General features: G+C 40.0%; 17 protein-coding genes and 4 tRNA genes. 19 read left to right on the forward strand and 2 right to left on the reverse strand.

Annotated elements, in window-relative coordinates; translation table 11 throughout:
• Positions 1-38: 38 nt before the first annotated feature.
• Positions 39-1,688, forward strand: coding sequence for a signal peptidase I (gene lepB, locus ACM44_RS12525; protein WP_048500398.1), 1,650 nt, complete (start codon positions 39-41; stop codon positions 1,686-1,688).
• Positions 1,689-1,730: 42 nt separating this feature from the next.
• Here the strand turns inward: lepB and ACM44_RS12530 are convergent, their stop codons facing one another.
• Complete coding sequence (locus tag ACM44_RS12530; protein WP_048500399.1) at positions 1,731-4,889, reverse strand: UvrD-helicase domain-containing protein; 3,159 nt, start codon at positions 4,887-4,889, stop codon at positions 1,731-1,733.
• A gap of 89 nt (positions 4,890-4,978) precedes the next feature.
• On the opposite strand from ACM44_RS12530, the gene rpsU reads away from it, so the two are divergent.
• From rpsU to ACM44_RS12570, 8 genes are all read left to right on the forward strand, one after another.
• Positions 4,979-5,176 (forward strand): 30S ribosomal protein S21, encoded by a 198-nt coding sequence (gene rpsU, locus ACM44_RS12535; protein ID WP_048500400.1) that lies wholly within the window; start codon positions 4,979-4,981, stop codon positions 5,174-5,176.
• A gap of 191 nt (positions 5,177-5,367) precedes the next feature.
• Complete coding sequence (locus tag ACM44_RS12540; protein WP_048500413.1) at positions 5,368-6,249, forward strand: tyrosine-type recombinase/integrase; 882 nt, start codon at positions 5,368-5,370, stop codon at positions 6,247-6,249.
• Between the two features lie 3 nt (positions 6,250-6,252).
• Positions 6,253-6,543: an HPF/RaiA family ribosome-associated protein gene (locus ACM44_RS12545; RefSeq protein WP_048500401.1), complete on the forward strand. Its 291-nt coding sequence runs from the start codon at positions 6,253-6,255 to the stop codon at positions 6,541-6,543.
• A 104-nt stretch (positions 6,544-6,647) separates the two neighbouring features.
• Positions 6,648-6,721: transfer RNA gene (locus ACM44_RS12550), tRNA-Thr, on the forward strand.
• A 15-nt stretch (positions 6,722-6,736) separates the two neighbouring features.
• Positions 6,737-6,819: transfer RNA gene (locus ACM44_RS12555), tRNA-Tyr, on the forward strand.
• 84 nt (positions 6,820-6,903) lie between these two features.
• Positions 6,904-6,976 (forward strand) — tRNA-Gly (locus tag ACM44_RS12560).
• Positions 6,977-7,027: 51 nt separating this feature from the next.
• Positions 7,028-7,099, forward strand: a tRNA-Thr gene (locus ACM44_RS12565).
• Positions 7,100-7,608: 509 nt separating this feature from the next.
• Entirely contained in the window at positions 7,609-8,862 is a 1,254-nt protein-coding gene (locus tag ACM44_RS12570) for a site-specific integrase (RefSeq protein ID WP_048500402.1), read from the forward strand.
• Positions 8,863-8,878: 16 nt separating this feature from the next.
• Here ACM44_RS12570 and ACM44_RS12575 read toward each other — a convergent pair whose 3' ends face one another.
• On the reverse strand, positions 8,879-9,127 hold the full coding sequence (locus tag ACM44_RS12575) for a hypothetical protein (RefSeq protein ID WP_048500403.1): 249 nt from the start codon (positions 9,125-9,127) through the stop codon (positions 8,879-8,881).
• A gap of 384 nt (positions 9,128-9,511) precedes the next feature.
• On the opposite strand from ACM44_RS12575, the gene ACM44_RS12580 reads away from it, so the two are divergent.
• The 10 genes from ACM44_RS12580 to ACM44_RS12620 are packed head-to-tail and all read left to right on the forward strand — an operon-like array spanning position 9,512 to position 15,399.
• Positions 9,512-9,904: a single-stranded DNA-binding protein gene (locus ACM44_RS12580; RefSeq protein WP_048500404.1), complete on the forward strand. Its 393-nt coding sequence runs from the start codon at positions 9,512-9,514 to the stop codon at positions 9,902-9,904.
• A 42-nt stretch (positions 9,905-9,946) separates the two neighbouring features.
• Positions 9,947-11,020 carry a DUF932 domain-containing protein gene (locus ACM44_RS12585; protein WP_048500405.1) on the forward strand — a complete coding sequence of 358 codons (1,074 nt, stop codon included), beginning with the start codon at positions 9,947-9,949 and terminating at the stop codon, positions 11,018-11,020.
• A 54-nt stretch (positions 11,021-11,074) separates the two neighbouring features.
• Complete coding sequence (locus ACM44_RS15050) at positions 11,075-11,269, forward strand: DNA-binding protein (protein WP_083993730.1); 195 nt, start codon at positions 11,075-11,077, stop codon at positions 11,267-11,269.
• Positions 11,270-11,295: 26 nt separating this feature from the next.
• Positions 11,296-11,634, forward strand: a complete 339-nt coding sequence (locus tag ACM44_RS12590) for a hypothetical protein (RefSeq protein ID WP_048500406.1) — start codon at positions 11,296-11,298, stop codon at positions 11,632-11,634.
• A 12-nt stretch (positions 11,635-11,646) separates the two neighbouring features.
• On the forward strand, positions 11,647-11,841 hold the full coding sequence (locus ACM44_RS12595; RefSeq protein WP_048500407.1) for a hypothetical protein: 195 nt from the start codon (positions 11,647-11,649) through the stop codon (positions 11,839-11,841).
• 10 nt (positions 11,842-11,851) lie between these two features.
• Positions 11,852-12,451, forward strand: coding sequence for a PRTRC system protein E (locus tag ACM44_RS12600; RefSeq protein WP_048500408.1), 600 nt, complete (start codon positions 11,852-11,854; stop codon positions 12,449-12,451).
• Positions 12,452-12,468: 17 nt separating this feature from the next.
• A complete protein-coding gene (locus ACM44_RS12605) occupies positions 12,469-12,687 on the forward strand; it encodes a PRTRC system protein C (RefSeq protein ID WP_024564690.1) in 219 nt (72 codons plus the stop codon).
• 17 nt (positions 12,688-12,704) lie between these two features.
• The gene (locus ACM44_RS12610; protein ID WP_048500409.1) at positions 12,705-13,874 is read left to right on the forward strand and encodes a hypothetical protein; all 1,170 of its coding nucleotides are present in this window, start codon (positions 12,705-12,707) and stop codon (positions 13,872-13,874) included.
• Positions 13,871-14,593, forward strand: a complete 723-nt coding sequence (locus ACM44_RS12615) for a PRTRC system protein B (RefSeq protein ID WP_048500410.1) — start codon at positions 13,871-13,873, stop codon at positions 14,591-14,593. Before ACM44_RS12610 ends, ACM44_RS12615 begins: the two co-directional genes overlap by 4 nt.
• On the forward strand, positions 14,593-15,399 hold the full coding sequence (locus ACM44_RS12620) for a PRTRC system ThiF family protein (protein ID WP_048500411.1): 807 nt from the start codon (positions 14,593-14,595) through the stop codon (positions 15,397-15,399). Before ACM44_RS12615 ends, ACM44_RS12620 begins: the two co-directional genes overlap by 1 nt.
• Positions 15,400-15,707: the final 308 nt, after the last annotated feature.

A 15,707-nucleotide genomic window follows, 5' to 3' on the forward strand; every position in this document is an offset into this window, starting at 1 on the left:
TAAACTAATCTCAAAAGCCGGTCGCTAAAGCCAAAATTATGGACTATATTCTTACTTATTCCCTCTACGTGGTCGTTCTTTCTTTGTTAATGGGAATTTCCACGTGGAAACTTTTCAAGAAAATGGGTTACAATCCGCTCTTCGCGTTTGTGCCGTTTTACAATTACCTCATTATCCAAAAGGAAACCAAACATCCGAAATGGTGGGTTGCAATGGCTTATCTGCCGATTATCGGTCCGATTATGATGACGGTTTTTCACCTGTTCCTGATGAGGCATTTCGGAAAATCAAAATTCACACAGGTTTTATTGACGGTGATTCTTCCGTTTATTTATTTGGCTACGGTGAATTATTCCAAAGATGCTGAAGTAGAAAGTGAAGACGAGCTCTATTTGACCGAAGAGGAAAAAAACGCCAAAAAGAAAGATACTTTTGCCGGTTCGATTACATTTGCAGTAGTTTTTGCAACCATTGTTCACATTTTCGTGACACAGCCGTTTGGTATTCCTACAGGTTCGATGGAGCGAACACTTTTGGTGGGCGATTTTCTTTTCGTGAATAAGTGGAGTTACGGTTACCGAATGCCGATGCGGCCTGTAGCGATCCCGTTTTTACAGGGAACGATTATGGATACCGGACAAAAAGGAAACCCGAAAGATGACCCGAAATCCTATGTGGATGCGGTGAAGCTTCCTTATTGGAGATTATTCCAATTCAACAAACCGCAGAAAAACGACATCGTGGTTTTCAATTATCCGCAAGATTCGGTGCACACGGCGATTGATAGAAAAGACCCTTATGTGAAACGATGCGTGGCAGTGGCGGGTGACGTCATTGAAATGAGGGCAGGAAGACTTTTTGTCAATGGAAAACCGGAAACGATTTTGGGTGACCAACAGGAACAGCACAAATTCATCGCACACGCTGGAAGTCAGCTGGATGTTCCCGCTCTATATAACAAATATGGATTTTTGCCGCTCCAGGAAATCCAGACCAATGAAGGCTTTGTGTATGACTTTCAAGGTTTGACGGATCAAATTGCTAAAGAAATCAAGGCGCTTCCGCAAATCATCGATATGAAGGAGCACATTTGGGATAAAGATTCTGCGGCGATTGGCTATAAACTGAATGCAGCAAGAGATGCCTATACCAAGAATATTGACACCACCCAATCTATTTTCCCGATCAATAAAAAATGGAACCAGGATTGGTATGGACCATTGAAAATCCCGAAAAAAGGGGATGTGGTGACTTTGAACCAGGAAACGTTGCCCGAATATCAGTGGATTATTTCAGAATACGAGCATAACAAACTTGAAAACAGGAATGGAAAAATCTTCATTAACGGTCAGGAAACCAATCAGTACACCATTAAGCAAGATTATTATATGATGATTGGTGATAACCGCGATGCTTCGCTGGATGCGAGATTTTTCGGTTTCGTACCGGAGGAAAATATCGTAGGGAAGCCCATGTTTACGTGGATGAGTTTGCAGGGAGCATTTAAAGATTCGAGTTCTACTTACCAGGCGCCATTCAAAGTGAGATGGGATAGAATGTTCAAAGCAACCAATACCGGAGAAGTCTACAAAACCTCTTATTGGTGGGTTGCTGTCGCTATTTTGGTGCTGTTTTTCGGATGGGAGTTCTTCGTGAATTTGTTCAAGAAAAAGAAACAGGAAGATTAAAAATTAAGGGACGCATTTGATGATGACGTCCCTTTTTATTTTCTAAACATAAACAAGTTTGGTCTCCAAAACGGTTTTTCCTAATTTTTCCAGAACAGTTTTGTATTCCTCAATTTGTTTTTGATGACTTTCCTTTTCGGTGCCGGTTTTGAAATCCAGGATAATGTACCCGTTTTCGGTCTCAATCATCCGATCCGGACGAAAGATTTTCGACTCGCCATTTTCAGAAAGCATGATGTCTTTTTCGTTGATTATAATTTGATTATCAGTGAAATATTTCGAATATTTTTCATCATTAATGATGTTGAAAATTCTTTTCGAAATGGCTTCTTTTTCTTCCGCAGTGATGGTTCCCTCCAAAAGATAGGATTCCAAAACGCTTTCAACATCTTTTCCTGAATTGATTTTCGACAAAATTTCATGGGTGAAAATCCCGATTCTGACTTTTTCCACGCGGTTCTGATAACTCTTGGATGGAGTCGCAATTTGGATAGATTGCGGATTTGAAACGCGTTCAGGTTGATAATCAATGGATTCCGTTTTTGGTTTTGAGGTCTTCTCCATGGCCTGCTTTTTCAAGATCTCATCAGAAACGTCGTAAAGATCAAATGAAGAAATTTCTTCCCCCACTTCATTTTTGGGAATTCCAGGAGCCAAGAAATCGTAGATTTCCAGATGGTTACTGGTTTTGTTTGGTTTTTCTATATAAAGAAAAAGTTGTTCCACCGGTCTGGTTGTCGCCACATATTGCAGGCAAAAACGGTCAATCTTATTTTCATAGCTATTTTCTTGATTGAAACGGGCCATTTCCGGGTCGTAGGTTTCCAGCGCTTTGTCAAAACCATTGATGTTTACAGAGTTTAGGCCAGTTTCAGAATCTACCGGTAACCAATTGGAGAAATTTCCGTCCTTATTTTCATTTGCCATGGGCAAAAAAACCACAGGAAACTCCAGACCTTTTGCTTTATGAATGGTCATGATCTGAATGGCATCCACATTTTCCGAAGCTTGAATAGTGGTCTGATTTGCTTCCTCATCCCAATATTTTAGGAAGTTTTTTAGTGTGGAACCCGAATTTTGTGAATAGGCAAAAACCATTTCCAAATAATTGAGCAAGAAATCCATTTCCCTTCCTTTCACCATGAATTCGGATAGAAAATGTTCGATGAAATTATACAGATTGAGCTGCAGTAAGTTTTGGGTGCTCAGATGGAGTCCGTATTTCTCGAACATGAAACGCTCCATTTCGGATTTGCCTTCCAGTTTCAGCATTTCAAGCATTTCGGCTGAAAAATCCGCGGTGCTGATTCTGCCCAAATCTTTGAGGTGATACAGCATTCTTACCGGAAACTGCATGTTTTTTGGATTATCTTCCCACCTTAAAAACTCTGTCAAAGCCAATAAAGTGGACGACAAATTTAAGGTTAAACCAGAATCTGAAATGGTTTTCACATGGATTTCTTCACCGTGATCGATCACTTTCAGATTCCCAAGAAGTTTGGAAAAACTGAAGATATCAAAATTTCCACGGCAAAGAATGGCGATGTCTGAAAACTTAAATCCATTGTCCAAACATTGTTGAATGTCTTGCCGCATTTTCTCTGCTACTTCGCTGTAATAGGTTTCTTTTTTTGCGTTTTCCACCAAATTCACCCGAACTCTGCCTTCAAATTTGGATTTGGCATTTTGGAAAGAGCCTTCGCCAAATATTTTTTCATGTTCCGGCAAAGTAAACCGCGAGATAAACTGGTAAAGATTATTGTTAAAATCCACGATATTTTTTGCACTTCTGAAGTTGTATTTCAAATTTTCCAGCTCCGCAAAAGTCTGGGTATCCTCCGTTTTATTGATGATGTGGAGCATAAGTTTGGAATCGCCACCTCGAAAACGGTAGATGCTTTGTTTGGGGTCGCCGACCAAAGTAAAGCTCATGTTTTCCTGAGAAATCGCGTGGTCTCTCAGTGGAAGAAAGTTTTGCCATTGGATAAAGGAAGTATCCTGAAATTCATCAAAAAAATAATGGGAGAATTTGGTTCCCACTTTTTCATAAATGAATGATGATGGTTCTTCGCGAAGGTTTTCGTGAATCAGAACATTGAATTTCGAAAGCAAAACCAGGTCGTTTTCCTCTTCGATTTCGGCGAGTTTATCCTGAATGTCCTTATTGACCTTTAAAGGTAAAATTGCGCCCAGAATTTTCTCCTTTTTCTTTTGAAGAATATAGTTTTCGATGATTTTTTGTCGATTGTAAATCAGATAGTCGATGATTTCCAAAATTTCCGACTGTCTGTTTTTTGATTTCGAGGAGGCACCTTTCCGGTAGTTTTCCTGCGCGGCATCTTCATCATCGGGGAATGGAAATTTCGCCCTGTTCAGGTAATGGTCCAGGATGTTTTCAAAGAACTTGCCGATTGTTCCGCCGCTCGCTCGTGAAAAATCCTCGGGCTTTAGGTTTTTTTCCCGCAACAAGTCTAAGGTTTCCCTCGCAATTCTGATGGAATCTTCTTTAAGGTTTTTTAGTTCTTCGCGCAGATTTTTCTTCGATTCCTCATAGACTTCCCAATCGAAGTCCTTATTCTTCGCCAATTCGAAAAAATGTTTGTCCTGAACATACTCCTTTGCCGAATCATAAAGCGTTTTGTTGAGGTTTACACGGTCTTCATTGTCTAAATTATAGTTCATGAAATCCATGAAGGTTTCCGAAATTTTATGGTCTGTGCCGATTTCTTCCAACATTTTATCAACCGCCTCTATCAGAAACGGTTCGGGATTGATTTCCAGGTTGAAATTCTGCGCTAAACCCAGCTCATGCGTAAAACTTCTGACCAATCTGGAATTGAATTTGTCGATCGTTCCAATATTCAAGGTAGAGTAGTGGTGCAGAATGTAATCCAATAGGTTTTTCGACCTTTCGTGAAGTTCTTGCAGGCTGACTTTCACATTTTGGCTGGCCAATTTTTCCCGGATATTGATTAAGTCCTGATTGGTTTCGAAATCATCCTTAATAAAGTCTTTTAACCACTCGATAATCCGGTGTTTCATCTCGTTCGCTGCCTTATTGGTAAAGGTAAGCGCCAAGATATTTCTGATTTTATCGGGTTGTGAAGGGTATTTCAGGCAGATTGCCAGTAGATTTAAAACCAAGGTATAGGTTTTGCCCGAACCTGCGGAAGCGTTGATGACGGTGTAGTTTTTTTGCATGATGCATTCTTCTAAGCTTTAAAAATAGTGAAAAATTTGTCAATTCCGAAAAAAACCCTATTTTTGCAGTCCAAAATGAGATGTAATATATGTTAATAATTCCAGTAAAAGATGGCGAGGCTATCGACAGAGCACTAAAAAAATATAAAAGAAAATTTGACAAGACAGGAATTGTCAGAGCTTTGAGAAGCAGACAGCAATTCATTAAGCCTTCTGTAACCAAGAGACAGGCTAACTTGAAAGCGGCTCACAAACAGAGAAATCTGAGCAAAGAGGAGCAAGCTTAAGTCAAAGTTTTCTTCAGAGAATACCGAAATCACTTTTCGAATAGTTATATTTGAAGAGTGATTTTTTGTTGTTAAATGTTGTGGTCTTCAAAAGTAGAATTTGGGAGCTCGGTAGCGCACTCCATCTTTCTTCCACGAAGCGTCCCGGTCGCGAACTTTCCGCAAAGACTTGCGCTATCCATTATTTAAAGATGATTGAACGATTTTTAGAATACCTCAGTGTCGAAAGGCGCTACGCTCCAAACACGGTAATCAGCTACCGGAAAGATCTATCCGATTTTTCCATTTTTTTACTGGAAACCGAATCCCATCAGGACTTTTCCGCAGTCAGTAAAAAGGTCATCCGGAATTTCATGGTGGAACTGTCGGAACAAAAAATTTCAAAAAGAAGCATCAACCGCAAACTCTCTTCGCTTCGAAGTTTTTTCCTTTTCTTAATGAAATTGGGGGAAATCAAGACTTCGCCTTTAGAAGGCATCAAGTCCCTAAAGTTTTACGCGGAAAAGCAAATCCCTTTTTCTAAAGAGGAAATGGTTCATCTGGAACTGGCGGAACAGCAAATGAAGGAAGGCGATTTTCTGAAAGAACTGGTGATCGAAACGTTATATCAGACTGGAATGCGAAGGATGGAACTTTGCAATTTGCTTTTGGAAAACGTGGATTTTGGCAAAAAAGAAATCAAGGTCATCGGAAAGGGAAACAAAGAGCGGATCATTCCGTTTTCTGAGCATCTTGCGGAAAAATTCCAAAGCTATCTTCTCGAAAGAAATCCGCTGAGAGAGAGCGAAATGTATTTTTTTGTGACCAAAAAGGGCAATAAATTGTATGATAAATTTGTATATTCTGCGGTTAATTCCTATCTTAGTCTTGTTACTTCGAAGGAGAAGAAAAGCCCCCACATTTTGAGGCATAGTTTTGCTACTCATGTGTTGGAAAACGGGGCAGAAATCTCCAAAGTAAAGAAGTTGATGGGGCATTCGTCGCTTGCATCAACGCAGGTTTATACCAATGCCAACATTGAGCAATTAAAAAAAGTGTTTAACAGTGCTCATCCAAGAGCAAAAAAAATGTAGATTATGAAAATTAAAGTTCAGTCAATTGGATTGACCCCACATGCGCCATTAGAAGAATATTTGGAAAAAAAATTAAGCAAACTCGAAACATTTTATGATAAGATCCATGGAGTCCAAGTATTCTTAAAAGTTGAGAATTCTACTGATAAAGAAAATAAAACCGCTGAAATAAAACTGGAAGTTCCGGGAGACGATATCGTGGTCAAAAAGACTTCGGGATCTTTTGAAGAAAGTATTGATTTATGCGCTGATACTGCTAAAAAGCTGCTAATCAAGAAAAAAGAACTGGCTTAAAAAATAATCTTAAAATTTTTTAAAATTTATTTGTAGATTTCAAAAAAACAACCTTATATTTGCACTCGCAAAAAGAGATAAGAAGTTCCTTTGAAATCTATTTTGCCTCCTTAGCTCAGTTGGCCAGAGCACGTGATTTGTAATCTCGGGGTCGTGGGTTCGAATCCCTCAGGAGGCTCATTTTTGTAAAATTGGGGAGATTCCAGAGTGGCCAAATGGATCAGACTGTAACTCTGCTGTCTTACGACTTCGCAGGTTCGAATCCTGCTCTCCCCACATTTTATAAAAAAAAGTCTTTGCAAATCGAAAAATAAGTTTTAAATTTGCAGACCGTTTACCAACAAATTTTGTAAACAAAATGCGGAAGTAGCTCAGTTGGTAGAGCGTCAGCCTTCCAAGCTGAATGTCGCGAGTTCGACCCTCGTCTTCCGCTCAAAGAAATCACAACCAACAAAGCGGATTGTGATTTTTTTTTAGAATTTTTGCCGACTTAGCTCAGGGGTAGAGCGCTTCCTTGGTAAGGAAGAGGTCGTGAGTTCAAATCTCATAGTTGGCTCTATTTGAAATCTCCTGATTTATCGGGGGATTTTTTTGTTGAGAATTTTTGGCAATTTGTCGGACCCTCCATAAGCTGGATGGGCCCAACGCCAAAACTTGTGGACTGTTTCTTTAGAAAAATTTTGTTTGAGTGGTAATTGAGGAAGCAGTCGTGAGTTCCCTGCCTGACTGCCGGCAGGAAATCTCATAGTTGGCTCTATTTAAAATCTGTCGATTTATCGGGGGATTTTTTTTTGATTTTTCTCTAAAAAAGATTAATAAAAAGCAAAGATAAGCAAAACGGTTAAACCCTTTGCTATACAACGCTTTATAAAATAGTAGTCTTAAATTGGAAGTCCGTGTCTGTATGATTTTAGGCTTAAATTGACAAGGTTAGGTTACTAATTCGTTACCTGTTGATACAGGTAACGGTATGTCTTAACAAGTTATATTTCAGTGTTTTGCACCCTTTTTTACGTTTCCTTGTAACTCAATGTAATTTAATTTTAAACATTAAACATTGGAGTTATGGAACAGGCAAAAAAATCGACGTTCAAACTACTTTTCTATTTGAAAAAGAACGAACCGAAAAAGAACGGTAATGCCCCGATTATGGCACGTATTACCATTGACGGAGTTGCTAAAACTTTGGGAACAAAGTTAGAAATTAATGCAGATAATTGGGATTTAAAATTCGGGAGAGTTTTGGGCAAGAGTACCCAGGCATTAAGCATCAACCAAAAATTAGATAACATACGTGGGCGTATCGACAAGATTTATGAAGATATGCTGAAACACGAGGGTTTTGCTACCGCCCAAAAAGTAAAGCTCTCCTTTTTAGGTGTGGGTGTAATGGACGATGCTATACTGAAAGTTTTCAACGACCAAAATGAGGAATTTAAAAAATTGGTCGAAAAGGAAGAACGCTCACAAAGCACCTACAACAAGTATATCACGGTTTACAATCATCTTACCACGTTTATAAAGGAACGCTATCATCGTAATGATATGGCTTTTCGGGAATTGACCAACGATTTTATCCGTGAGTTTGATTTTTACCTACGGTACGATTTACAGTCGTCGCATAATACGGTTTGGGTGTACACGATGCCTGTATTAGCCCTTGTCGAACTGGCTATCAAAAAAGGGCTGATACGTGATAATCCGTTTGAAGATTACGAAATCAGTATGGAGGAAACCGACAGAGGTTACATACTGAAAGAAGATGTCGAAAAGCTAATGATGTGCGAACCTCCGCACAAACGGTATGAGGTAGTAAAAGACCTGTTTATTTTCAGTTGTTTTACCGGACTTGCTTATGCAGATATTAAAAAGCTGAAAAGGAACAATATTCAGTCATTCTTTGACGGTCATCAATGGATTATCAGTAGGAGAAAGAAATCTGATATTGCTTCCAATGTTCGGTTAATGGAAATACCCAAACGCATCATTGAAAAATATTTGGGTACGACCCGCAATGAATTTATTTTTCCTGTTCCGACCAATACGACCTGTAATAGACACGTTACTAAACTGATTGAAAAAGCGGAAATTATTACGGAGCAAAAAGTAACTTTCCACACGGCAAGACATACTTTCGGAACAATGTTTTTGACCGAGGGCGTACCGCTTGAAAGTTTAAGCAAAATGATGGGGCATAAAAATATTTCGACCACACAGATTTATGCAAAGATTACCAGCCAGAAAATCAGTAAGGATATGGATTTGGTAACACCGAAATTCAAGGCAATGGAAGAAGCATTTTTAACGGTAGCTATTTAATTAAATCCAACACAACTTATAGAACAGAGCTTGACAGCTCTGTTTTTTTGTCCCAATTTTTTATATCCAAAGCACATTTACCTCCCTTTCCAATTTCCCCGACTGTAAAAGAGCTTTCGGCTATTTCTGAAACAGAAATTTGAAAAACGCCCTTCATCTCATTCCACTTTCCGGCATTTTTAAAATCCCTGTCAGGTGTGGCTTTAAGAGCCACACAATTAAAAAAACATTTATCAATCCAGGGAAATAGAAGTGTTATTTCCATTCACAACAGACCATTTTCTAATGCAATTTTCCCGGCTTCCACATTCTCTTTTATTCAAAGAAGCCTGTATGCACTATTGTCCCATTTCAAGAGCAAAGGTATTTCCGTGTTCTTAACGCCGCCAAAAGGTCACGCAAGTTTGAAAAAAAATCTCCACCCGTTGGGTAGTATTTTTTATTCAAAACCTTGTGTCGGCTAAACACGAACCTTTTATGCTCGTGAAACGAAACATAGCATACTCCGGCTCTTTGGACGAATAAAAAAAATGTCAGTTATGAAAATTATAAGCATTGAAAATGGTAATGAAACGAAACAGCACCTCCTCTCATTACCGAATAAATCAAAAAAAATAAATCAAATATCAATCTCTAAAAATCAACAAAAATGAACATCACAGGAAGACTGACAAGAAATGCGGAAGTACGCACATTGTCGAACGAAAAACAAGTAGTAAACTTTTCAGTAGCGGTAAACGACAGCTATCGGAACAAGCAGGGCGAACGAGTAGAGCAAACAACCTATTTCGATTGTGCCTATTGGATAACTGCAAACGTGGCAAGACTACTGACAAAAGGCACTTTGGTAGAACTCACAGGACGAGTAAGCACAAGGGCGTGGGTAAACAAAGAGGGCGAAGCGAGAGCAGGGCTGAATTTCCATACCTCACAAATCAAACTGCACGGAGGTGGCAGGAAAGTCGAAACCGTACAAGCTACTGCACAATCTGAAAGCAACGGATTTACAGCAGAGGGAACAGAGGATGACCTACCATTCTAAAACGAGTATTCAATCATTTATTAACATCAAAATTTTATCAAAATGGCACATAACATCAATTTCAACGAGAGAACAGGAAAGTACAGTTTCTTTACAGTACAGCAAAAAGCGTGGCACGGTTTGGGGCAAATCGTGGAGCAATACCCAACAAGTGCGGAAGCTATCAAACACGCAGGGTTAGATTACGAAGTCGTAAAATCTCCACTATTTACCAAAGGTTCGGGATTTATCGAAACGGCACAGGGTATTGAGTTAGGCAGTACCGAATTGGAAGTACCTAACTATTTCGCCAACATACGTACCGATAACAATGCAGTATTAGGCGTAGTCGGTAAGGATTACCATATCGTACAAAACCGAGAAGCGTTTAATTTCTTTGATGCTATCGTAGGCGGTGGGGACGGTATTTTATACGAAACCGCAGGAGCATTGGGCAAGGGAGAACGCATTTTTATCACAGCCAAATTACCCGACTATATCCGTGTAGGTAATGGCGATGATGTAACGGAAAAATACATTTTCCTTACCACTTCGCACGATGGTAGCGGAAGTATTACCGCAGCGTTTACACCTATCCGTATCGTTTGCCAAAATACCTTAAACGCTTCATTGCGGAATATGACCAATGTTGTCCGCATCAAACATACTTCGGGAGCGAAACAGCGTATTGAGAACGCTCACAAGATTATGGGATTGGCTAACACGTTGAGCATTCAGTTAGAGGGCATTTTCAACCAATGGACAAAGGTAAAGGTAACCGACCGTGAGGTCAGAAAGCTAATTCAATTGGCACTTTGCCCGAATAAGGAAACCCTTGATTTACTCAAAAAGGGTGCGGAAGATGAAGTTTCAACCGTGTTTAAAAATGTAGTTGATGACGCTTTCGGCTATGCAATGATGAGCGACACACAGCTAATGGACACGACCAAAGGCACTTTGTTCGGAGCGTACAACGCTGTTACAGGCTACTATCAGAACGTAAAAAAATACAATAACGAAGAAGCCAAGTTACAGAATATTGTATTGGGTGGTACTGCACAACGCAAATCGCAGAAAGCATTTGAACTGTGTACCGCCTTTGCCTTAGACGGTGCAGAAATCCTAAACCTTAATTAAATAACAACAGGCTACCGCCTTAATCGGTGGTAGCCTACTATAAAAACAGAAGTTATGAAAGCGACAACAATAGAGGAAGCGAAAAGTCTGGCAAGAGCCAAGAGCCTTGAAAAGAAGCACAGGGACGAAAGCGTATTTATTATTTACTGCAATCGTACAGAGCATTTTTATATAGATACAGACGGTTTAGTACGCCTTTGGGAAAAGTCACACGGCTACTATGTAAATGGAGTTTACACCGCAGAATAATTGCATAACATTTAAAAGCAGTTACAATGGAAACGAAAGCAATAGCCACAAAATTTGTCAGCCACGAAGTACCCAATTTAGAAACGCTGAAAAACTCAAAGGTGTATCAGCTAAGGGAGAAACTGAACAAGGGCGAGAAGTTGAGCCGAGCCGATAAAAACTGGATTGCAGAAGCAGTAAACCGAAACGCATTTTTTAACAGGGCAATTCCCCTAATGGGTTATCGGTTTGGGTTTGAGGATATTTTAAAAACCTATGTAGTGAAGCAGTACGACAGTTGGCAGGAATACAACGCACCCGACAAAACAAGCCTACGAAGTTTCATTTATGGCAGGATTGACAAGATAGCAGAAATAACAAATTAAAAACGGATAGTAATGTATATCACAGATTTAAACGGTTGCCTAATAGAAGTTACAGACCTTGACGAAGCTATCAGAATAACCGCAGATTACAAGGAGTACAGGCACAAAGACAAAAGTTTTTCCGAGTTCGACAAAAGGCAAAAAGCTTATTGGACGGATATGTACGAGAAACTTACAGCAATCAAAAAACAAGTAACAACACATTAAAATTAAGACAATGAACACAAATTTTTTCAATCAGATAGCACAGTTGGATTTTACAGGTAATTTACAACTGACAATAACCAAAGGCACGGAAAACAACCTAATCGTAACAGTATTGCTCAACAATGAGCAATGCGGAGATAGTGCAAAAAACCTCATTCCCCCTTTGACATTCAACGCCACTCCGCAGGAGTTTGACGAGGGATTTTTTGAGCAGATTACCGCACCTATTAAAACCATTTCGGGCGTAATGGTAGATATGGAAGCCTTTATGAAGCAAATGGAAATCGTCAAACTGCAATCCGAAGCGGAGAAGCAGAAAGCCGAGAAAGCTAAAAAGGAAAAGGAAGCAAAAGACAAGAAGTACAAAGACGGTATGGCAAAGGCTGACGAGTTGGAGAAAGAGGGCAAATTCCGTGAAGCGTGGATAAAAGTACCCGACATTGCGGAGTTTCCCGAAAAGGCGGACGAGATACGCAAACGCAAAACATCATTGTCCGACAAGTTTGCAACACCGAGCCTATTCGGTGCAATGGAAGAACCAACGGAAGAACCGCCACAAGCGGAAGAAGTTACGGCAGATTGCCCCATTGACGAAACAGAACAGTATTAACACCAAAATCAAAAGTTATGTTATTAGCAACAGTATTACCGAGAGTTTTTATACTTAAAGATAAAGGACAGGACATCAGACTGACCGACCCCGAAGCACGTTGGAGCGTGGAAGCCGTAATGAATTATTACGCCAATATGTACCCGATTTTGACGACCGCAAAGGTATCAGCACCGAAGATAAAAGACGATGCGGTCGAGTACAGATTTGAAAGCGTTATGGGTACTAAAGGATAATTTAAAATCGTAAAACAATGAACTATGCAACGCAAAATCATATCGGGAACAATCAGCATACCCGAACAGAAACGGCAACGGAAGTTGCACCGACAGTTGGGCGAGTTCGCACAATGGATGCAAAGACCAAAAGATGCAGACCAGGTGCGGAAAGACAAACGGAAATCCGTACCGATAGCAATGCTACCAATGGTTTTCTAAAGTGTACGTTTCTGCCTAAACTGAAAACGGCACAATCCGTACAGGCTTGTCAGAAAACGGAAAGGGATTTTTATAAATCCCTTTCCAAACTTGCCGAGCATTACAGCATTGAGCCAATGCCAACCCGACAGGGTTACGGCTATCCCTACAATATGGTATTGGCTATGTGGGATATGGATACCCAAATGAAACGAAGCCATAGAAATTGGGACGGTTTTAAATTGATACGGGACAGTAAGAAAACCTTTTTAACGAGCGAGGAAAGATACGACACAGGTACAACGCTGTTTTACATTCCCATTGTTCCACTCTTTGAAATGTTGCACGACAAACAGCGGAAACACACCGCACATTTACTGACTTCGGTTTGCAGTTATCTGTACCATATTGCCCAAATACCATATTACAGACAGGAAGACAGCTATTTGTATTGGCTGTATGAAACGCACAAAGATTGGGTAGATTATGACGATGAAACGGAAGAAACCGAAAGCTATAAAAGTGAATTGAGGAAAGCGGAAACCGTTGGCGACAGGATTGAGCAAAAGTTGTACAACCGTATCAATCTAACGATATTTGAGCAACGTTTAAGCCGTTTTAAAAGCCGTGATACATTCGACAAAGAATGTTGGAACGTGGCTTGTAATGCCTTTGCCCTTTATACGGAATACCCGACAGCAAGTATTTTCCGAAACGCACCCATACCCGAACAGGACCCCTATAACGATGATTGCGAAAACGAAGTTATCGGAATGGAAAAGTATATTTCCTTTATCGCAGATACCAAAGGTTGGTTGTACGAAAACATAAAAGACAGTATCAACAACGAGTTTAACGAATACGGAGTAATGGAAGAACCGACCATTAACAAAGTCTTTGACGAAAGAAAAATATCGGTTGGAAACCTTGATTTTGAGAACTGCCTGTTTGAGTTATTGGACGACCTATCTTACCTATTGTATAACTATAAAACCACAGAAAAATGAACAATGCAACCGACATAACAGCAAATTTCGGAACGCTTTATTTTCCTAAATCAGCATTGGTTTTTTACGTAACCAACGGCACGGACAAAGAAACCTATGTAGAGCATTTCGATATGGACAGGGATGGCAACCCAATCAACGCCCACCCCTTGACCGTAAGGGAAGCCACTATTTTGGCGAAGTGTTTACAGACCGATGAAGAAAAGAACACGGCATTTTTAAAACCAAAGGGAATTTTGCCGACCAATGTACTGCATATCAATCCGAGCAATGACAAAGGCACGGTATTATGGTACACCAAAGCAAAGAAACAGCAACTTTATTTTGTGGACGATTTGGGCATACCCAACGGAACGGCACAAGTACCTGCAATGCTCTGGTTAGCGAGTAAGAGCAGTCTTACCGTATTTGCTTTGGCAACCAACAGACGACCAACCGAAAAAACATCTTTGCATTACGCTCCGTTTTTCAACATCTATGAAAAGGGCAACGTATGTATGGGAACGGTAAGTATTGACATTAAAAATTCGGCTTCGGTTGAGGAGTTTATACAGGCTTGGGAGCATTATTTTTTCAATTCCTATTTCAGCCATTCACTGTGCAGTAATTTGACAAAAAAGAACATTGTAACCCTATGGAAAGACCTCGTTAATACAGATAAACCCTTTCCAAATGAAGTATTAAAAGCTAACAGTAAAACCCTTAAAAATATATTCTGATGAACGCAGAGAAAACAAAAGTACATTTTACAGACAGCTATCTGTTAGACCCGACCAACCCGATTGCGGTAAACCTTATCGGAGCAGGTGGCACAGGCTCAAAAGTCCTGACAGCCTTGTTAGAGATAAACGAGAGTTTGACGGCTTTAGGACACGCAGGACTTTCCGTAAGATTGTGGGACGATGATATTATCACGATTGCCAATTTGGGCAGACAGCGATTTTTTGAAAGCGAAACAGGATTGCACAAATCCGTTGCTTTAATCAATCGTGTAAACCGTTGTATCGGTACAAATTGGAAAGCCGAAACCCGAAAATTTGAAAGGGATAGTTTCGGTATGATACCCGAAGAAGCACAGGCAACCATTACCATTACTTGCGTGGATAATGTAAAAGCAAGGTTTGGCGTTGCAGAAATTTTGAGCATATTCCGCAACCGCAAAAATTACCGAGATACCCCAAAATATTGGTTGGACTTTGGGAACAGCAGGCACACAGGGCAAGTCTTACTATCTACTATCGGAGAGATTAAACAACCCGATACACAAAAGTACGAAGCGGTGGCAAGCTTGCCATTCGTTACCGAAGAATTTGGGGAATTGCTGAGGCAATCTGAAGAACAGGACGACACGCCAAGTTGTTCACTTGCTGAAGCCTTGCAAAAGCAGGATTTATTTATCAATAGTTCATTGGCTCAAATGGGCTGTTCCTTGCTTTGGGATTTGTTTCGCTATGGAATGACGGAATACAGGGGATTTTTCCACAATCTTAAAGATTACCGTACCCAACCTATAAAGGTTGGGTAAGCCCGAAAAATCGGGCAAAAATGCAATTCCTCGCTTCGGTCGGAAACGCATTTTTGCATTTTATAAGGTACAACCACTTTGCCAAAATGTACCATTACACAATCCCTTTGCCCTACATTTCATCAAATAGGTTGTGCTATTGGAAAAAACGGTCAAATTGACCACCTGATTTCGGAGCAAAGTGACCAGTGAATTTCGGTTTAAATTGACCACCGAGATTCGGAGCAAATTGACCACCTGATTTTCTTTCCATTTTCATTCATTTTAGCTTGTCTTTTTTCATGATGTTAAGCTCATAAATTCGCTGT

Source organism: Chryseobacterium koreense CCUG 49689, assembly GCF_001045435.1.
Classification (GTDB): Bacteria; Bacteroidota; Bacteroidia; order Flavobacteriales; family Weeksellaceae; genus Kaistella; species Kaistella koreensis.